The sequence below is a fragment of the Desulfovibrio fairfieldensis genome, from assembly GCF_001553605.1.
Lineage (GTDB): Bacteria > Desulfobacterota > Desulfovibrionia > Desulfovibrionales > Desulfovibrionaceae > Desulfovibrio > Desulfovibrio fairfieldensis.
This window is the reverse complement of sequence record NZ_CP014229.1, coordinates 2,557,108-2,577,457: the sequence shown is the minus strand read 5'-3', so window position 1 is coordinate 2,577,457 and position 20,350 is coordinate 2,557,108. Positions and strand designations below refer to the sequence as shown.

The 20,350-nt window shown below is 64.6% G+C and carries 11 protein-coding genes; 8 read left to right on the top strand and 3 right to left on the bottom strand.

The genetic code is table 11. The features are described from left to right. Positions 1-171 precede the first annotated feature (171 nt). On the top strand, positions 172-4,386 hold the full coding sequence (locus AXF13_RS10880; protein ID WP_062253233.1) for an acyl-CoA dehydratase activase-related protein: 4,215 nt from the start codon (positions 172-174) through the stop codon (positions 4,384-4,386). 55 nt (positions 4,387-4,441) lie between these two features. Here the strand turns inward: AXF13_RS10880 and fliM are convergent, their stop codons facing one another. Beyond that, positions 4,442-5,422, bottom strand: coding sequence for a flagellar motor switch protein FliM (gene fliM, locus AXF13_RS10875; protein ID WP_008681854.1), 981 nt, complete (start codon positions 5,420-5,422; stop codon positions 4,442-4,444). Between the two features lie 712 nt (positions 5,423-6,134). Here fliM and AXF13_RS10870 point away from each other — a divergent pair. The 7 genes from AXF13_RS10870 to AXF13_RS10840 all read left to right on the top strand — a co-directional run bounded on the left by AXF13_RS10870 (position 6,135) and on the right by AXF13_RS10840 (position 15,868). Further along, the gene (locus tag AXF13_RS10870; protein WP_062253231.1) at positions 6,135-7,898 is read left to right on the top strand and encodes a methyl-accepting chemotaxis protein; all 1,764 of its coding nucleotides are present in this window, start codon (positions 6,135-6,137) and stop codon (positions 7,896-7,898) included. A 42-nt stretch (positions 7,899-7,940) separates the two neighbouring features. Continuing rightward, positions 7,941-8,468 (top strand): PilZ domain-containing protein, encoded by a 528-nt coding sequence (locus AXF13_RS17275; protein WP_062253229.1) that lies wholly within the window; start codon positions 7,941-7,943, stop codon positions 8,466-8,468. Positions 8,469-8,519: 51 nt separating this feature from the next. Next, entirely contained in the window at positions 8,520-10,175 is a 1,656-nt protein-coding gene (locus AXF13_RS10860; protein WP_062253227.1) for an ASKHA domain-containing protein, read from the top strand. Positions 10,176-10,376: 201 nt separating this feature from the next. Continuing rightward, on the top strand, positions 10,377-11,744 hold the full coding sequence (locus AXF13_RS10855; RefSeq protein WP_062253225.1) for a small ribosomal subunit Rsm22 family protein: 1,368 nt from the start codon (positions 10,377-10,379) through the stop codon (positions 11,742-11,744). 194 nt (positions 11,745-11,938) lie between these two features. Continuing rightward, the gene (locus AXF13_RS10850; RefSeq protein ID WP_062254858.1) at positions 11,939-14,224 is read left to right on the top strand and encodes a vitamin B12-dependent ribonucleotide reductase; all 2,286 of its coding nucleotides are present in this window, start codon (positions 11,939-11,941) and stop codon (positions 14,222-14,224) included. A gap of 305 nt (positions 14,225-14,529) precedes the next feature. Continuing rightward, positions 14,530-15,306 carry a subclass B1 metallo-beta-lactamase gene (bla, locus tag AXF13_RS10845; protein WP_062254856.1) on the top strand — a complete coding sequence of 259 codons (777 nt, stop codon included), beginning with the start codon at positions 14,530-14,532 and terminating at the stop codon, positions 15,304-15,306. Positions 15,307-15,370: 64 nt separating this feature from the next. Then, positions 15,371-15,868 carry a metal-dependent hydrolase gene (locus AXF13_RS10840; protein WP_062253223.1) on the top strand — a complete coding sequence of 166 codons (498 nt, stop codon included), beginning with the start codon at positions 15,371-15,373 and terminating at the stop codon, positions 15,866-15,868. 259 nt (positions 15,869-16,127) lie between these two features. Here the strand turns inward: AXF13_RS10840 and murJ are convergent, their stop codons facing one another. Continuing rightward, positions 16,128-17,714 carry a murein biosynthesis integral membrane protein MurJ gene (gene murJ, locus AXF13_RS10835; protein WP_062253221.1) on the bottom strand — a complete coding sequence of 529 codons (1,587 nt, stop codon included), beginning with the start codon at positions 17,712-17,714 and terminating at the stop codon, positions 16,128-16,130. Further along, entirely contained in the window at positions 17,714-20,203 is a 2,490-nt protein-coding gene (gene rnr, locus AXF13_RS10830) for a ribonuclease R (RefSeq protein ID WP_062253219.1), read from the bottom strand. Before rnr ends, murJ begins: the two co-directional genes overlap by 1 nt. Positions 20,204-20,350: the final 147 nt, after the last annotated feature.

The window sequence follows — 20,350 nt, the reverse complement described above, 5'->3', positions numbered from 1 at the left end:
GAGCCGTCTTGTCGCTCTTATCCGCTTGTCGGCTTGTGCCCAGAGGACACTCCGGCAGCTTTTCCCCCCTATATGAATACCTTTATTTTTGAATTGATAGTGCATAGAATGCTGTCTGTCGCTATCTAAATGTATACTATATACGTATGAAAGGTCAGGTCTGAGCGCTCCATGCAGCCTCCAGCAATATACCATGTCGGTCTCGATATCGGCTCCACCACCGTTAAAACGGTTGTCATGGACCCGGCGGAGAACATTCTTTTCAGCAAATACACGCGGCACTATTCCGAGGTCAGGGAATGCGCGGCGCGCCTTGTGCGCGAGATCGCGGCTTTCGGAGGCGATACGGCCTGCCGCATGAGCATCACCGGCTCCGGCGGCATTTCCCTGGCCGACGAGCTGGGGCTGCCCTTCATTCAGGAAGTGCTGGCCTCAAATCTGGCCATCAGAAAAAAAATTCCCGATGCCGACGCGATTATCGAGCTGGGCGGCGAGGACGCCAAGCTGACCTTTCTGACCGGCGGCCTTGAGCAGCGCATGAATGAAACCTGCGCCGGAGGCACGGGCGCGTTTATCGACCAGATGGCGGCCTTCATCGGCACGGACGCCGCCGGTCTGGACCGGCTGGCCCGGAACTGCGCGACCATCTATCCCATTGCCTCGCGCTGCGGGGTTTTCGCCAAAACCGACATTCTTCCCCTGCTCAACGAGGGCTGCGCGCGCGAGGACATTGCCGCCTCCATCATGCAGGCGGTGGTCAACCAGACCATCGGCGGCCTGGCGCGCGGCAGGGCCATCAAGGGTAAGGTCGTTTTTCTCGGCGGCCCGCTGTTTTTTTTGCACTCGTTGCGGGAGCGTTTCACGGCCATGCTCAAGGACATGACCGAGGCTGTTTTTCCGGATGACGGGCATTTTTTCGTGGCCCTCGGCGCGGCCTACCATGCGCTGAACATGGCCCCGCGGGAAATGTCTTTTCAGGACTGCCTGACCGTACTGGAAAAACGCAGCGCGCCGCAGACCTACGGCAGGCTGCCGCCCCTGTTCGCCTCCGAGGCGGAGCGAAGGGCCTTTACGGCGCGGCATGCCGGAAGCCGGGTGACGCGGCGGGATCTGGAAAGCGCCGTGGGCGACGCCTGGCTGGGTTTTGACTGCGGCTCCACCACCATCAAGGCCGCCTTGCTGGATGCCGACGGCAATCTGCTCTACTCCTTTTATGATTCCAACAAGGGCGACCCCCTGACCGCGGCTCTCGGCGTGCTCAAAGACATTTACGCCCGCAAGCATCCGGATCTCGTCATCAGAGCGGCGGCGGCCACGGGCTACGGCAGCGCCCTGCTGACGGCGGCGTTGCGCCTGGACATTGATGAAGTGGAGACCGTGGCGCATTTCACGGCGGCCGCCTTTTTCGAGCCGCGCGTCTCGTTCATTCTGGACATCGGCGGCCAGGACATCAAATGCATGCGCATCCGCAACGGCGTCATCGACAGGATCAATCTCAATGAAGCCTGCTCGGCCGGATGCGGTTCTTTTATCGAGAATTTCGCGGAGTCCCTGAACATGCCGCTGGCGGACTTTGTGAACGAGGCGCTGTATGCCGGGTCGCCCGTGGATCTGGGCACCCGCTGCACGGTGTTCATGAATTCCAAGGTCAAGCAGGCCCAGAAAGAAGGGGCGAAAATAGGCGACATTGCGGCCGGCCTTTCCTACGCCGTGGTGCGCAACGCCTGCTTCAAGGTGATGAAGATCGCCAATGTGGCCGAGTTGGGCGAATACCTGGTCGCCCAGGGCGGCGCTTTCGCCAACGACGCCCTGCTGCGGGCCCTGGAGCTGGAGCTGGGGCGTCCGGTCAAGCGCCCCTCCATTTCCGGGCTGATGGGGGCTTTCGGCGCGGCCCTGATCGCCGAAAGGCGCGGGCCGATGGGTGCAAAAACCAGCCTGATCGGCCCGGAAGAACTCAAGACGTTTTCCGTGCGCACGGCCGCGACCCGCTGCCGCCGCTGCACCAACGCCTGCCTTTTGACCATCACCACCTTTGCGGACAAGCGGCGCTTCATCTCCGGCAACCGCTGCGAGCGCGGCGCGGAAACGGAACCCTCGCGCTGTCCCAATCTCTATGCCTACAAGTACAAGCGCCTGTTCGAACCCTATACGCCACTGGCAGCGCGGGAGGCCTGGCGCGGCTCCATCGGCATTCCCCGCGCGCTGAACATTTTTGAAAACTATCCGCTCTGGTTCACCTTGTTTACCAGGCTGGGCTTTCGGGTGGTTCTCTCCTCTCCGTCGTCCAAGGAAATATATTACGGCGGTTATGACACGATTCCCTCGCAGACCGTCTGTTACCCGGCGAAACTCTCGCACGGCCATGTGCTGGACCTGGTGGAGCAAGGGCTCACCACCATTTTTTTTCCCTGCCTGCCGCACGAGCAGAAAAGCGCCGGATCCGATGCCGGCACCTTCAACTGTCCGGTGGTCATCGGCTATCCTGAGCTATTGGCGCGCAATATCAGCGCTCTTGAGGAGCGCGGCATAACTTTTATCCATCAGTTTCTGCCTCTGGACAGAAAGTTGCTTGCCAGGCGCATGCGCGACATTCCCTTCTTTTCGGGCATTCCCCTGGCCGAACTGGAAGAGGCCGTGCGCGCGGGCTTTGGGGAGATGGACAATTTCCACCGGGAAATGCGCGAGGCGGGCGAAGCCGCCCTGGCGGAGCTGACGGCCGAGGGCAAGATGGGAATCGTTCTGGCCGGGCATCCCTACCATACTGACCCGGAGGTGCACCACGGCGTGGCCGATCTGGTGGCCTCCTGCGGTCTGGCCGTGCTGACCGAGGATTCCGTGGCGCATCTGATGCCGGATCCCGGCCCGTTGCGGGTGGTGGACCAGTGGGCCTACCATTCGCGCCTGTACCGGGCCGGTGCCTATGCGGCCACGGTGGACAACCTGGCCGTGTTGCAGCTGGTGTCGTTCGGCTGCGGCCTGGACGCCATCACATCGGACCAGCTGGAAGAAATCGTCACCCTGCGGGGGCGTCTGTATGCCCAGATCAAGATCGACGAGGGCGCGAACCTCGGCCCGGCGCGCATTCGCATCCGCTCGCTGCTGGCGGCCATGCGCGAACGCCGGGAAAAGCAGGCCTGCCGCGCCGTGATGGCGGGCGGGCCGCCGCCGGTCTTTACCAGAGACATGCGCGAAACGCATACCTTGCTGGTGCCCCAGATGTCCCCCCTGCATTTCCAGTTCGCGGAAGCGGTGTTCGCCTCCGAAGGCTACACGGCCGTGCAGTTGTCCCATGTGGACAGGGCGGCCATTGAGCTGGGGCTGCGCCATGTGAACAATGACGCCTGCTTTCCGGCCATCGTGGTGGTGGGGCAGTTGCTGGCCGCAGTCAAAAGCGGCGCCTATGATCCGGACAAGGTGGCGCTGGTGATCTCGCAGACCGGCGGCGGCTGCCGGGCCACCAATTACATCGGTTTTCTGCGCAAAGCCCTGTTGGACGCCGGTCTGGAGCATATCCCCATTGTTTCCTTTTCCACCAGCATCCAGGCGGATGCCCCGGGCATCAGGCTGACAGGCAAGATGCTGCGCCGGATGATCATGGCCGGGCACTACGGCGACGCGCTGTTGCGCATGACCCATCGGGTGCGGCCCTACGAAAGGGAGACGGGAAGCGCGGAGGCCCTGGCCGCGCTCTGGGCGGAGAAAGCGAGGAAAAATATTGTCTCAGGAAACATTCCGCGTTTTGAGTTGAACATGCTTTCCATGATCCGGGAGTTTGACCGTCTGCCCCTGCTGACCGAGGAGCGCAAGCCGCGCGTGGGCCTGGTGGGCGAAATCCTGCTCAAGTACCATCCGGACGCCAACAACAATGCCGCCGGAATCGTGGAAGAGGAGGGCGGCGAGGCGGTGGTCACGGACCTTATGGATTTTGTCCTCTACAACTTCTATGACCACGTCTTCAATTACAAACACTTGGCGGGCTCCAAAAAGGATTCCCGCGCGGCCCTGGCCGGAATCGCCTTTCTGGAGTTCACCCGGCTGGGCATGCGCATCGGCTTTCGGCGCAGCAAGCGCTTCAGCACGCCGGTGCGTTTTCACGAACTGCGGAAAAAAACCAAGGATCTGATTTCCCTGGGGCACCAGACCGGCGAAGGCTGGCTGCTGGGCGCGGAAATGGTCCGGATGCTGGAGGCGGGGGTCAACAATATTCTCTGCATGCAGCCTTTCGGCTGCCTGCCCAACCACATTACGGGCAAAGGCCTGCTCAAGGAGCTGAAACGGCGCTATCCCGAGGCCAACATCATTGCCCTGGATTATGATCCGGGCACGAGCGAAGTGAATCAGATCAACCGGATCAAGTTGATGATGCGCTCCGGCCAGTTGAGGTGACGGGGCGCGGGCGGCGGTTCCGGAAGACGCGCTCTTTCGGCCGGAAACGCCATTTTTATGTATACTGCGGCTCGTTTTCCTTGATGATCTGAAAGGCCTTCATGGCTTTGACCGTGCCCGCGATGCCCTGGTATTTGCCCACACCGGCCACAGTGCAGGTGAGCAGGTCCTCCACGTCGGTGTCCAGCACCAGCACGTCGCCCACCTGCATGCGCAGGAGCTGATTGCCGGTGATGGTGGTGTTGCCGTAATGCACTTTGAGTTCCACCGGGGTTTCCAAGAGCCGCTCCTTGAGGCGCGCCACCCAGGCGTGGTCCACTTCCAGGCGTTCGGTCTGGAAGCTGGCGTGCAGTTTGGAACGGATGGGCTCAATGGTGGCGTAGGGCAGGCAGATGATCATGGAGCCCAAGGCCGTATCCAGCTCCACCTCAAAGGTGATGACCACCACCACGTCGCTGGGCGGCACGATGGCCGCGAACTGGGGGTTGATTTCGCTGCGCACCAGTTCCAGTTTGACGTCATGCACGGGCCGCCAGGATTCCTCCATATTGTCCAGGGCGATCTTGACGATTTTGTCCACCACGGCCTGTTCGATGCGCGTGAATTCGCGGCCTTCGATCTTGGGCTGGGTGCCCGCGCCGCCGAAGACGTTTTCCACCAGGGCGAAGACCAGGCGCGAGTCCACCACCATGATGGCGTTGCCGCGCAAGGGGTCCATCTTGAAGATGTTGATGGACGTGGGCACGGGCAGGGAGCGCATGAATTCCCCGAACTTGGTCATGTCGATGGAAATGGGGTTCAGCTCCACGCGTTTGCGCACGGCGTTGGACAGGGCATTGGTGCAGAGCCGGGCGAAACGGTCGTTGACGATTTCCAGCACCGGCATGCGGCCGCGGATGATACGGTCCTGATTGGCGAGATCAAAGGCCACAATGCCGGAATCGTCTTCCGGCACTTCCGGTTCGTTTTCAATCTCGCCGCCGGAAAGCCCGCGCAGCAGGGCATCCACTTCGTCTTGCGCCAGAACTTTGTTCATATGGACCTCGAAACTCCTGCTGATGTACCTGTTCGCAAAGCAGAATGCAAAAAAAAGGCCAGATTGACAAGGCCGCCACCGGGCTTCGCGCGACAAGCCCGCCCGCGCCGGACCAAAGAACGGCGTGGAGCTGTTGTCGGAAGTCTGACGATCCCGGCGTTCCGCTGTCTTGTCTTGGCGGGACGGATTTTTATATCTGCATAATATGCATGATATTATATGAAGCAGGCTATGCGAAGCCTGGCGGAAATTGTAAAAAAGAAGACTACATAAAAAAAGAATTCAACGTACAGTATGCGGCAGTAAAGTGTAGTGCATCTGTAAGATATCCCCATTGCCTTTTTTCCAGAGGCAAGCTATGTCTAAAAATACGTTATATTAAATCTGAATTCGGAGAACTTGCCGTGTCCTTCGCCATGCCGGGTGCTGCCAGTATGGCGTTGGCTTGTCAACGGTTGTTGTCCGTTGTTCTTTTTAGTTTTCCCCGGAGTTTTTTGGGGAAAAATTTCATGTGAACTGTGGCCCGCTTTCTCAGGGAAGGCTTTCGCGTGTCATGCACCGGCAATAATGACAAAGCTCAGCCGGAGTTCTGGCATGGGCTTGCCGCTGTCCGTCTGAACGAGCCCGTGAACCGACAACAGACCCGCCCCGGAAAAGGGATGCGCCGTTAATGCGCTGACGGCGGCGCGACGGGGAAACACGGGAGGGCGTCATGCGTTTGAGCGACATTTCCATAAAAAAGAAACTGGTCGCCATTTTTCTGCTGGGCATGCTCGTTGTCCTGGCCTTCATGCTGCTCAATATTCGGGAATTGCGGCTGATCGGGGGCGAGGCCGACATCTTGAGCCGCCCCCGGCAGGACACCATGCTCCTGGCCGCTGAAGTGGCCCATTTGCAGTGGGCGTCCCGCGTGCAGACGTATCTGCTCGACAACGGCGAGACCACGTTGGACGCCTCGCTGGACGGGCATAAGTGCGCATTCGGCCGCTGGTTCTACGGTTCCGGCAAAGCGGGGCTGGAGCGGGAACTGCCCGCGCTGGAGCCGCTTTTTCAGAAGCTCGGGACCGTCCATCTGGCCCTGCATGATTCCGCCGTACGGCTCAAAGCCGCCATGGAACGCGGCGACAGCGCCCAGGCCCGCCGTCTGTTTGAAGACGTCACCATGCCGCTGCTCAAGCAGGTGCAGGAAATTCTTACCGAGGCCCGGGGCGAGATCAATACGTCCTTTGCCGGGACGGTGGAAAAACTGCGCGCCAAAATCCATATGACCACCATGCTGGATATGGGTCTCGGCACGCTCACCGTACTGGGCTGCTGCCTGGCGCTCTGGCTCCTGATTCGGGGCATTTCCGCGCCCCTGGCCAAGTTGAAGGATCACGCGGGCCGCGTGGCGCAGGGAGAGTTCAGCAACGTGCCCATCCGTCAGGCCGACGAAGTGGGGCAGCTGGCCGAAGCCTTCAATATCATGGTGGGGCATATCAAGGAAAAGCTGGGCATGTCCCAGGGCATCATGCGGGGCATCACCCTGCCGTTCGCCGCTTTTGACGTGGATTGCCGCCTGACTTACGTGAACCGGGCCATGCTGGCCTGCTGGGGGCATTCCGGCAGTCCGGAAGACTACCTCGGCAGAAACGCGGGCGAGTTTTTTTACGCTGATCCCCACCGGGAAACGCTCTGCGACCAAGTCATGGGAGAGCGGCATGAAATTTTGAATTACGAAGTCACGCGCGAGAATTTCAAAGGGCAGGCCAAGCGCGTGGCCATGGACGTTTCCCCGCTCTGGGATCTGGACGGCACGCTGATCGGCTGCTTCACCCTGCACCGGGATCTGACCGATATTCACGCCCAGCAGGAACGTATCGCGGCCCTGAACGAGCGTATCTACCAGTCCGCCGACGAGGCGCGGGATATTTCGGGCCGGCAGGCGCGGGCCTTTGAAAAACTCAGCGGACAGTTGCGCACCACCGGCGATATGGCTGAGGAACAGGCTCGGGCCTCTCTGGCCGCGGCTGACGGCATTCGCGCTATGGTCGAGATCATGAGCGAGGTGGCGGCCGCCGCCGGTCGGGCCGCTGGCGACAGCAAAAGCGCGGAGGAAGAGGCCGGCAGCGGCGTGGAGGTGGTGCGCGAAACCATCGCCTGCATCGCCAGGGTGGCTGAACAGACCGCCGCCGTGGCCGAAGGCATGGAGGAACTGGGCGCGCATGCCGCGGGCATCGGTCACATTCTTGAGCTGATCACCGACGTGGCCGATCAGACCAATCTGCTGGCGCTCAACGCGGCCATTGAGGCGGCGCGCGCGGGCGAGGCCGGGCGCGGTTTCGCGGTGGTGGCCGACGAGGTGCGCAAGCTGGCGGAAAAAACCATGCAGGCCACCACGGATGTGGCGGCGGCGGTGCGGGCCATCCGGCAGGGCGTGGACGCGGGCAGCACGGCTACGGAACGCGCCGTGGAACTGACCCGCCAGACCACGTAACTGGCCGACAGTTCCGGGGAGCGGCTGAACCGCATTCTCGACGTGTCGCGGCAGGTGGCCGACACGGTGGCGGGCATCGCCAAAGCCACGGAAGAGCAGGCCGCCTCCGGCGGGCGCATGCTGGAGAGCATCAAGAGCATCAGCGACAAGGCCCGCGACACCACGGACAATATGCAGGCTTCCGACGGGCATGTGCGGGACTTGAGCGCGCTTTCCGGCGAACTGAAAAAGATCATCGACGGCATGCGCGGCGAGCGCCGCGCGGAGCCTCGTTTCCAGTTGCGCGATCCCTATAATATGCATGTTTCCTTCAGCGGACGGAAGATTGAGGCCGTGCTGCTGGATGTCAGCCGATCGGGCGCGCGCCTCTGTTTTAACGCTCCCGCCGGGCTGGAGGGCGGGGAGATCCTTGTCCTGCACGCTGTGGCCGACCCCTTTGACGCTGCCCTCGCCGGGCGGGAAGCCAGGGTCATGTGGGCGGACGGCCCGCAGGCGGGTCTGGCTTTTGCCGAGCCCGTGGAAGGCGATCTGGAGGCCCTGACCAGAGCCGTGGGCGGCAACAGGGCCTGAGAGCGCCCGCGCGGCTTGCCATTGCGGCGGCCTTGGGGCAGGGTAGGCGGCATGAAATTGCGCCTTTCTCCCGTTGCGGAGGTTGCCTCCGGCGGTACGGCCCCACAAATTCCCGCGCCGTGCGTGGACATTGAAGCTCCGGCCGGAGAAAGCCTTTCCCGAGCCCTCTGGCTTTCCGGGAAGCTGCGGCCCCTGCCGCTCTGCGGCGGGCTGGGCCGTTGCGGCCGCTGCCGCCTGCGTTTCCCGCGGGATGCGCCCTTGCCCCTGCCCGCCGAGGAGGCTGTTTTTTCAGCGCGGGAGCTGGAAGCGGGCTGGCGGATGGCCTGTCGCCGCCAGGTTCCCGCTGTGCCCGCTATCGGGCCTGATTCCGGGCCGGGCAGCGTGCTGGAGTTGGAACTGCCGCCGGAGGATTTTGCGGCGGAAGTCGACGAGGTTTCACCGGGGAACGCCCTGGGCGCGAAGACGGGGCGGGAACTGGCGCTGGCTGTGGATCTGGGTACCACTTCCGTGTACTGGCGGGCTCTGGAGACGGATTCCGGCGCGGCTGTTGCCCTGGGACACTTTCTCAATCCCCAGGCCGGGGCCGGAGCGGATGTCATGTCCCGCCTGGCCGTGGCCCGCGAGCCGGGAGGCCGCGCCCGTCTGGCCGGGCTGGTCCGCGACGCGTTGCGCCGCGTTGTGGACGGCCTGCACGCCTCGGGCAACACGGTGGTCCGCATCTGCCTGGCGGCCAATACAGCCATGACCGACATTTTTCTGGACCGCGATGTGGAAGGCCTCTGCGCCGCGCCCTATCACGCGGCCCACGCCGGGCACGAAACCGCGCATCTGCCGGGTCTGCCGTCTGTCTATATCCCGCCGCTGCCCGCGCCCTTTGTGGGCGGCGACGTGAGCGCGGGCCTGGCGGCACTGCTGGCGGCCCGAACGCCCCGGCCCTTTGTGCTGGCGGATCTGGGCACCAACGGCGAATTGGCCCTGGTCACGGCGCGGGGGGATCTTCTGCTGACCAGCGTGCCCCTGGGCCCGGCTCTGGAGGGCATCGGCCCGGAATGCGGGCAACTGGCCGGGCCCGGCGTGGTCACGGACTTCAGCCTGACTCCGGCGGGACTGGCGGCGCATTCGCCGGACGGCGCACCCGGCTCCACGTCTGGCCCCGCGCGCGGCATCAGCGCCACCGGCTATCTTTCGCTGCTCGCTCTGCTGCGGCAAGTGGGGCTGCTGGACGCCTCCGGCCTGTTTGCCGATGGGCGCGCGGGATTTTCCATGCCTCTGGCCCGTAAGCTGGCCGCCGGTTTGCAAAAAGAGCATGGCCGCATGCGCCTGCATCTGCCGCGCGGTCTCTGGTTGGCCGCCGCCGATGTGGAAGAGCTGCTCAAAGTCAAGGCCGCCTTTGCCCTGGCTCTGGACGCTCTGCTGCGGGCCGCCCGCGTGCCGCCGCGCGAGCTGGCCGCGTTGTGCCTGGCCGGTGCGCTGGGCGAGCATGTGCGGGCCGACAATCTGGAACAACTGGGTTTTGTGCCTTCCGGACTCGGCTCCCGCATCCGGGCCGTGGGCAATGTCTCTCTGGACGGCGCGGCCCTGTTGGCCCTGCATCCGGACAAAGGCGCGGAACTGGCCCGCCTCTGCGCCGGAGCCCGCCTGCTGCCCCTGGTGGAAAACCCGGATTTTTATCACGCCTATCTGCGCCATATGCGCTTTGGAGTCTGAATGCCCCGCCGCCCCGCGTCCCCGCCCTCCCGATCCGGCAAGAACAAAGCGGATGCCCCGCCTCGCCGCGCGCCTCGCAAGGAGCGCCGCGAGCCCGCCGCCCGTGCAGAAAAACATTCCGAGTTCCGGCATTTCGTAAGAACCGAGCCGGACGGGCCGCGCCCCACGCACCCCGCCCACCCTGTCCGGACGGAGCGCGCAGTGCCAAGCCGCCCGCTGCCGCCGTCTCCATGGCCTCATGCCGAGCCGCTCTTCCCGCCTCTGGACGCGGACGCGCGCACGGCTCTGGAGCGCCTGCCCGAGGCCCTGCACAAGGTCTGGCCCCTGAACGCCGCGCATCGCCGCTCCCTGCCCGAGGATGTGGCCGCGCTGTCGCGCCTGCTGACCACGGAACGCCGGGATCTGCGGCATCCCTATTGGAGCTCCCCGGCTTTTGTCAGCGCCTATCTCTATTATTTCCTGCCCTGGAATCTGCTGCGCCTGGCCCGGCTGTTGGCGGCCCTGCCGTTGCCCGACCCGCGCGCTCTGGCCCCGGCGGGCGGCGAGGCCCTGCTGTTGGACGCGGGTTCCGGCCCCTTGAGCCTGCCCCTGGCCCTCTGGCTGGCCCGGCCGGAGTGGCGGGAGGCCCCGGTGCGGGTGCTGGCCCTGGACAGTGCCGCCCGGCCCCCGGAACTGGGCAAGGCCCTGTTCGCGGCCTGGGGCGCGTGCCTGGGCTGGAAAACCTGGCCCGTGCGCACGGCGCAGGGACCACTGGAAAACCTGGCCCGGCAGGCGGCCCCCCTGCTGGCGGGCCGTGCCGGGGCGGGGCCGTGCCGTCCCTGGCTGATCACGGCGGCCAATGTGCTCAATGAGCTGCGGCCGGGCCGCAAGACTGCGGGCGGACGGCAGGCCTGGGACGAGGACGGGGAGGACCCGGACGGTTCCGATGCCGGGGACCGGCAGTCCGGCCCGCTGGCCGAGCGCCTGGACGGCCTGCTGGAGGCCTTCGCGCCCCTGCTGTTCCGTCGTGAGGAAGCTTGTTCCGGCGGCACGCGGGCCGCCCCGGCCCTGCTCTTTGTGGAACCGGGCACGCGCCTGGGCGGCAATACCATCATGCGCCTGCGCGCCCTGGCCCTGGAAGGCGGGCTCGCGGCCCTGGCTCCCTGCCCGCACAACGCGGCCTGTCCCCTGCTGTCAGGGCAGGGCGGGCGGACCTGGTGCCACTTCACCTTTGACAGCCGGGATGCGCCGGACTGGCTGCTGCGTCTCTCCACCGAGGCCGGACTGCCCAAGAGCGGCCTGTCCCTGGCACCTCTGCTGCTCGGCCCGGACGTGGAGAACGCCCATGTCGCCGGACAAGGGACCGGCCTGCCCGCGAGGGTGCTTTCCGCGCCTTTCCCGGTGCCGGGCCTGGCGGGCAGGGGCCGCTATGCCTGCACGGCTCAGGGGCTGGCATTGCTGGAAGATGCCGAGGCCCTGGCCTCGGGCGGGTTGCTGCCCGTGCGGCTTAATCCGGACGCGCCGCGCGATGCCAAAAGCCGGGCGCGCATTGTCCGCAGGCAGCGCCCGCAGCCGTCCGCAAAGCCTTGAGCGGCGCGGCTCCGGCACTTTTCCCGTGAACTTTTTAAGAAAATTTATTTTGTTATTACAGCATGTTATACGGGGAATGCGGATTTTCAGAGGCTTTTTTTTCAGCCCCGCCAGGCGTATATGAACAAAGTTCGCGCCCCTGCCGCAGGCGGGGCGTGTCCTTGTCCAACTTCTATCCCAAGGTTTATGCTCTGATGATCGCAATGCCCAAAAATCTGCCGCAGCCGCAATTGAAACCCAACACCGAGGTGGTGCTGCAGAAGCGCTATCTGCGCAAATCCCTGGACGGCAAACTCTCGGAAACCCCGCGCGACCTCTTCTGGCGCGTGGCTTCGGCCATCGCCGCGGAGGAAGGCAAGTACGAGCGCTCCTCCCGTGAGCCGGAAGCCCTGGCCCGCGACTTTTATGATCTGATGACCGGCTGGAAGTTCCTGCCCAATTCGCCCACCCTGATGAACGCGGGCACGGATCTGGGCCAGCTCTCCGCCTGTTTTGTGCTGCCCGTGGGCGACTCCATTGAAGAAATTTTCGACGCCGTGAAGTATGCGGCCATGATCCACAAATCCGGCGGCGGAACGGGCTTTTCCTTCTCGCGCCTGCGCCCCAAGGAAAGCCGGGTGGGTTCCACCGGCGGCGTGGCCTCCGGGCCCGTCTCCTTCCTGCGCATTTTCAATACCGCCACGGAGCAGATCAAGCAGGGGGGCACCCGGCGCGGCGCCAACATGGGCATCCTGCGCGTGGACCATCCGGACATTCTCGATTTTATCCGAGCCAAGGAAAAAGAGGGCGAATTCAACAACTTCAATCTTTCCGTGGGCCTGACCGAAGCCTTCATGCAGGCCGTGGAAAAGGACGAGCACTACGATCTGCGCGCGCCCAACACCGGCGAGGTGGTGGACCGCCTGCGCGCCCGCGACGTCTTTGACCTGCTGGTCAAAAAAGCCTGGCAGTCAGGCGATCCGGGCATCGTCTTCCTGGACCGCATCAATCGTGACAATCCCACTCCGGACCAGGGCGAGATCGAATCCACCAACCCCTGCGGCGAGCAGCCCCTGCTGCCCTTTGAGGCCTGCAATCTGGGCTCCATCAATCTTGCCTGCTTCTATCTGCCCGGCCATAACGACGACGCCGACCCGGCCCGCGACGGCATCGACTGGGCGGAGCTCAGGCGCGTGGTGCATCTTTCCGTGCGTTTTCTGGACAACGTCATTGACGCCTCGTTGTTCCCGCTGCCCCGCATTGCCGAAACCGTGCGCAAAAACCGCAAGATCGGCCTGGGCGTCATGGGCTTCGCGGATCTGCTCTTTGAGCTGGGCGTGCCGTACAATTCCCGGGAAGGCATTGCTCTGGCCGAACGGGTCATGGGCTTTGTACAGGAGGAAGGGCACAAGGCCTCGGTCGAACTCGCCAAGGAGCGCGGGCCCTTCCCGGCCTATCCCGCCTCCACCTACGCCAAGGCGAAAAAAGGCCCCTACCGCAACGCCACGGTGACCACCATCGCGCCCACGGGCACGCTCTCCATTATTGCGGGCTGCTCCTCCGGCGTGGAGCCGCTCTTCGCGCTCTGCTTCACCCGCAATATTCTGGACGGCGAGCGCCTGGTGGAGGTCAATCCCTATTTCGAGGCCGCGCTGGCCGCCACCGGCCTGGCCAGCCACGAGCTCATGGACAGCGTGGTGGCCAAGGGCTCCATCCAGGACATGGACTTTCTGCCCGCCAAACTGCGCAAGGTCTTTGTGACCGCCATGGATATCGAACCGGTCTGGCATTTGCGCATGCAGGCGGCTTTTCAGCGGCACACGGACAATGCCGTATCCAAGACCGTGAACCTGTCCAACACGGCCACGGAGCAGGACATTTTCGACATCTACTGGCTGGCCTACAAGGAAGGCTGCAAGGGCGTCACGGTGTACCGTGACGGCTGCAAGAGCATTCAGGTGCTGGCCACCGGCGAAGGCCAGAAAAAAATGGACGGCGAACCCGCCGCCCCATCCGGCCAGGTCGCCGTTCAGACGGGCCGGGCCCAGGCCGCGGTGCGCAAGCGCCCGGACATCGTGCAGGGCTTCACCCAGAAGGTGCAGACCGGCCTGGGCGCCATGTACCTGACCGTCAACGAGGTGGGCGGCGAACCCTTTGAGGTCTTCGCCACCATCGGCAAGTCGGGCCGTTCCATCACGGCCAAGGCCGAGGCCATCGGCCGCCTGGTGTCCCTGGCGCTGCGCTCGGGCGTCCATGTGCGCGATGTGGTGGCCCAGATCAAGGGCATCGGCGGCGAACACCCGGTCTTCCGGGGCAAAGGCCTGCTGCTGTCCATTCCGGACGCCATCGCCTGGGTTCTGGAAAAGCGCTATCTCAAAGACGAGCACATCGGGGAGGTCAACGACCTGGAAGCGCAGCGCTGCCCCGAATGCAACGAGCCCCTGGTTTTTCAGGAAGGCTGCCTGATCTGCCCGGCCTGCGGGTTTTCCCGCTGCGGTTAGAGCATTTCAACGTTGAAATGCTCTAACCGCCGAACACGGTGAGGCGCACCGCGAAACGGCGTGGATTCAGCCGAACACCGCGTTCTTCGACTGAATGAACCTTTGAAACACAAGGCGTTTCAAAGGTAATCCGCTCTAGCCCGGACGGTCTTTTTGCCCGCTGACTGCGTCAGACGGCGCGGCCCGGCTTGGTCACGTAGTTAGACTACGTTCCCGCGCCGGGCTGCTTGTCTTTCTTGTCGGCGAACAAAAACCCCCGTCCGCCGGGGAAGCGTCTTATGATATGGCATGGTATGGAGGAAAATATGACACAAGTACGAGTGTTTTTGGGGGCAGTCGTGCTGGCCCTGATTGTCTGTTGGTGGTCCCCTGCAAAGACTGCGGCGCAGGAAATCGGCGAGTCGGCCCGTGTTGCGGAGGATCTGGACGTGGTCCGGCTGTCCGGGCGGGTATACATGCACGTATCCCGCTATGAGATGCCGCCGTTCGGCCTGGTGCCCGCCAATGGTTTGATTCTGGTGGATAAGGGCGAAGCCTTTCTCTTTGACACGCCGTGGACCGAATCTCAGACCGAAGTCCTGCTGGACTGGATAGAAAATGTCCTGCACGCCAGAGTCACGGCCTGCGTGCCCAATCACTGGCACAAGGATGCCATGGGCGGCTTGCCCGCCGTGCACCGCCGGGGCATCCCGACCTACGCCTACGACGGCACTATTGCCATTGCCCGGCAAAAGGGCCTGCGCCCGCCGGAGCACGGCTTCGCGAGCGAGCGGACGCTCAAACTGCACGGTCTGGAGGTGCACAACGTCTATCTGGGCGGCGGCCATTCCACGGACGGCATCTTTGTCTGGATTCCCGCCGAAAATCTGCTTTTTCCGGGCTGCATGGCAAAGGACGCCAAGGCCGTCAATCTGGGCAACACTGAGGACGCCGACGTGCGGGCCTGGCCGGGCACTATGGAAAAGGCCCTGGCCGCCTTTCCCGATGCCCGCATTGTGGTTCCCGGCCACGGGCAGCCCGGCGGCCCGGAGCTGTTGCGGCATACGCGCGATCTGGCCCTGCGGGCGGGCGGATCACGATAGAGAAATTCCCGATTGAAATGTATAACATTTCAATCGCAAAATACTGTAGGTTACGGGACAGCGCATGAAATGGATCACCCATCAGGCGGCGGCTGTGGGCGCGGCCCTGGCCCTGCATCTGCCGCCTGCGGGCGTGCTGGCGGCCTGCGTGGGCGCGGTGCTGCCCGACGTGCTGGACCAGCGCCTGGCCGGTCTGGCCCCCACGCGGCGCGGCCGTCAGAAGGTCTTCAACCGTATCCACCGGGGCGCGACGCATTGGTTCGGCTGGTGGCTGGCCCTGTTTCTGGCGGCCCTGTTCTGGCATCTGCCGCCGCTGGGACGGGCCGCGCTGACCGGGCTGGCTTTCGGCGGCCTTTCCCATGTGGCCCTGGACATGCTCACGCCTCAGGGCGTGCCCTTGCAGCCCTTTTCACGCAAGGGACGTTTTTCCCTTAAGCTCTGCGCCACGGGCAGTCTGGGAGAATACTGCTTTCTGGCGGTCATTGCGCTGGCGGTCTGGTTTTTCATGGGCCGGGATCTGCTGCGCCTGGTGCAAGGACTGGGGCACGGCGCGCTGTTTTAGGGCCTGTTGACACTACGTTCTTTTGCCCGCCGGCTTTGTTGAACTTCGCCTTTTATTCCAGTCGAGTACCATAGCTCTGCTGTCCTCATCCGTAAGCAGCTTCGCTGCAACGGCTGAGGCAAGAGTACACTCCTTTCATGCTTTAGCCGTTATGCGAGGAACGAGCATTACGGATAAAGACAGCAGCGATAAAAGGCCCGTTCTCCTCGCTAGCGAACAAAATCCCAGTAGTGTCAACAGGCCGCCACGGCTGAACGCCCTAAGGGGAACGCCGCAGCCGCCGCAGCACGGGCTCCAGAATGGACGGCGCGAGCCACCAGGCCAGAGGCAGGAAGAGCAGGGCAAAAGCCAGGCCGCTGACGACTAGAGCCGCGCAGGCCGCCGCAATGGGCGGCAGCGGCAGATGCGCGAGACTGTATCCGGCCAGCCACCAGGCCGCGCCCGCGCCGGGCAGAGAGCAGGCCAGGGCGCGCAGCCCCAGTCCGCAGAGCCCGGCAAAGGCCCCGTCGCCGTGGCGGCGGATCCACAGCCCCACCAGCCAGAGCACATAAAGGCTCACGCTCGCGCCGGACAGGGCGGCGATGGCCCAGGCCCCCAGGGGCACGGCCCAGTAATAGTAGAGCGGCAGGCAGGCCAGGGTCATGATGGTGCCCGTGACCGCCGGGGTCAGGGTGTCGCCGTGGGCGTAGTAGGCCCGTACCAGCACCATGTAGACGATCCAGAGCGGGGTCGAGGCCAGCATGATCCGGGTCAGGGGCACGGCGGCCATGGTCTCTGCCGCGCCGAAGCGCCCGCCCTGGAAGATCACGCCCAGAATGGGCCAGGCGGCGGCCATCATCCAGAGCGCGCAGGGGATGATCAGGCCCAGGCCCGCGCGCAGGGCCGTGCGCAGGGTCTGGTCGAAGCGTTCCGTGTCGCCCTTGGTCAGCAGGGAGACCAGAAAGGGATAGGAGGCCACGGCGGCGGCCTGCCCCATGAGGCCCACCGGCACCTGGGCAATGCGCCGCGCGTAGTTCAGCAGGCTGACCACGCCGTCCCCGGCCAGACTGCCGAAGACGCGCAAAAACTGCTCATCCAGCATGATGATGGTCTGGCCCAGCATCAGGGGCAGGGCCGTGATCAAAAATCGGCCCATGAGCCTGTGCCGCCAGACCGGGCGCAGATGCAGTCCGCCCGCGGCCGCCACCCGCAACGGCAGGGCAAAGGTGCCCAGGGCCGCGCCCACGGTGACGCCCAGGCAATAGCCGGTCATGCCGTAACCGTTGCCCTGGCTGATGCCGAGGCGCGTTCCCAGCAGGGGCAGCAGCAGGCCGCCCGCGATGATGCAGCCGTTGTAGACCAACGGGGCCAGGGCCGGAACGCTGAACTGCCGCCGCAGGAAGAGCAGGGCCGTGAGACAGGCCCCACAGAGAAAAAAGACCTGGGCGGGCAGAATGATGCGCATGAAAAAGGCCAGCCTCTGCCACTGTTCCGGCGAGAAGCCGGGGGCCACCAGACGGGCTAGGGGTTCGGCGGCCAGGATGCCCGCTCCCGTGAGCAGCAGCGAGGCGGTGAGGGTCCAGCAGAACACGCAGGAAAAAAAGCGCCAGGCGTCGGCCTCGTCCTCCTGAAAGCGACGGGAAAGCAGGGGAATGATGGTGATGGACATGAAGCCGCCGGCCAGCAGGTAGTTGATGATGTCCGGCACCACAAAGGCCGCGAAATACATGTCCGCTTCACCGCCCGCGCCGAACTGCCAGGAAATGACCTTGTCCCGGATCAGGCCCATGAGCCGGGAAAGAATGGTGCTGGCGGCCAGAATCAGGGCCGCCGCGCCCATGTGCTGGCGGGAGGAGAGCAGGCCCATCAGCGTCCCCGTTTGGGGCGCGCGCCGTTTTGCTTTTGCCCGTTTCGTCCGGTCCGTGTTTCCTGTCCGGTGCGGGCGCGCGTCCGGCTCTTGCGGTCCGGCGCCGCGTCGGCGGGTTTGTTCCGGGTCTGTTTCTTGCGCGTCTGTTCAGCACGTCGCTCCGGGCGGGCCGCGCTTCGCGTCCGTCCGCCCGCATTGCGCCGTGCGCGCGCGCCCCGGTTTGCGCGGGGCAGTTCCAGGGGCATGAGCCGGATTTCCAGGCGGCCCATGTGCACCTCGGCCAGACGCACGTCCAGACGCTGGCCCAGACGCCAGCACAGGCCGGATCGCTGGCCCAGCAGGCACTGGCTGCGGGAGTCCAGCTCGTACCAGTCGTCGCCCAGGTCTTCCACGCGGATCATGCCTTCCACAGGCATGTCCGCGAGCTCCACGAACAGGCCGAAATCCGTCACTCCGGAAATCACACCGGCAAAGCGTTCCCCTTCACGGTCCCGCAGGGCCAGGCAACCCAGACGGCGGGCCATTTCGCGTTCGCAGTCCACGGCGGCGCGCTCCCGCCGGTTGAGCTGGTCGCCGACGCGCAGCAGCTTCTGCCCGGCGGGCAGGGGGCCGACGGCCTGTCCCAGCGAGGTTTTCAAGGCCCGGTGAACCAGCAGGTCCGCATAGCGGCGGATGGGCGAGGTGAAGTGGCAGTAGGCCTGGGAGGCCAGGCCGAAATGCCCCTCGTTTTCCGGCTGGTAGCGGGCCTGGGGCATGGCCCGCAGGCAGAGGCGGTTTACCAGAAATTCCTGGTCCGTGCCCTGGGCCGCGGCGAGGATGCCCTGAATGGCCGCCGCATCGGGCCGCCCGTCCGTCTGCTTTCCTGATTGCTTGTCCGTGGGCATCGTTTCCAAAGCCGTGGCGGCAAGGGTTTCAAAGAGGCTTTCCAGGCGCTCCGGCTCCGGCTGGGGATGCACGCGGTAAAGAAAGGGCAGCCCGGCGTCGCGCAGATGCCGGGCCACGGCCTCGTTGGCCGCGATCATGAATTCCTCGATGAGCCGGTGGGCGTCGTGGCGCCGACGGAAGCCGATCTTGAGCACCCGGCCCTCCGCGTCAAACGTGTATTCCGGTTCGGGCAGGTCGAAATCCAGACTGCCGCGCTCCCGCCGGGCCTCGCGCAGCACTGTATAGAGCCGGAAGGCCTCCTCCAGCATGGCCAGCACGTCCCCGCCGCGCGGGTTCTCGCGCAGCCGGGCCAGAGCTTCGGCGTCATGATCCAGCAGGCAGGCCTTGACCTGGTCGTAGGTCAGGCGCGCGGCGGAACGCATCACGGCCGGGGCGAAACGCGCCTTGCCAGGCTGGCCTGTGGGTGAAAAGGGAATTTCCGCCAGCACGGCCAGACGGTCTTCCTGGGGTTTAAGGCTGCACAGGCCGTTGGACAGGGCCGGGGGCAGCATGGGTTCCACGGAACGGGGGAAATACCAGGAGTTGCCGCGCGCCAGGGCCTCGGCGTCCAGGCTGGCGTGCCCCTTGCCGGGAGCGGGCCGCACGTAATGGCTCACGTCGGCGATGGCCACCCGCAGCAGCCAGCCCTTGCCCTTGCGCTCCACCTGCACGGCATCGTCAAAGTCGCGGGCGTCCGCGCCGTCAATGGTCACCAGTGGCAGATGGCGCAAATCCTCACGCCCGGCCATATCCGCCTCGCCGGGAGCCGCGGGTAAGGCCGCCGCCTCGGCCAGGACCGAGAGCGGAAAATCGCGCGGCACCTCATGGTTGAGCTTGACCAGCTCCTCCTGCACGTCCACGTCGTCTTCGCGGCCGTAGGTGCCGATCAGGCGCGCGCGCCAGAGATCCGAAGCCAGACGCTCTTCCGGGGCCACCAGCAGAAGCGCGCCCTGTTCCGGCACGGCGGTTCCCTCGGGCAGGGGCACGCTGAAGTCCACGGCCAGGCGGCTGTCCGCCGGGCGGCAGAACAGGGTCCGCCCCGTGCGGCTGTGCAGATGCACGGGGATTTCCTTTTGCGGGCGCTCCAGAATTTCCACAATACGGCCTTCCGGGTTCGGTCCGCCGCGCCCCTGCCCGGAGCGCGAGGAAGCCGGAGCCAGCACCACCCGCACCAGATCCTGATGCCAGGCCTCATTGCTTTGCAGGGGATGGATGAAAATGTCCCTGCCGCCCGCCACGCGCACGGCGGGCGAGCCGTTTTCGGCCGCCAGCGAGGTGACGAAGCCGCCGCCGTTGCGCAGGGCCTGATAGCGGCCCACCAGGCTTTTGAGGCTTTCGGGCCGGGTCCAGAGGCCGCCGCGCAGGCGCACCAGACGCCCCTGCCGGGCCAGATCCGCCAGGCTTTCCTCAAGCTCTTTTTTCGCCCGGCGCGGCAGACCCGTGGCGCGCAGCAGGCCGTCCAGACGCATGGGGCGGGATTCGCGGGCAAAAAGTTCCAGCAGTTCGTCATTGCCGGGAAGGGCGGCGGGATCGGTAGGGCGTATATTTTTATGTTGCTTTTTCACGTTATTTCCATGGGCCGCGCCATGCTCAAAAAAAGGGGCAAAAGGCTCCGCCTTTTGCCCCCGCGCGGCTGAAAAAAGGTTCAGGGCTTATCTCCAACGTGTGATATTTCCGGCAAGAAAACCGGGAAATCCATTTGGAGACAGTCC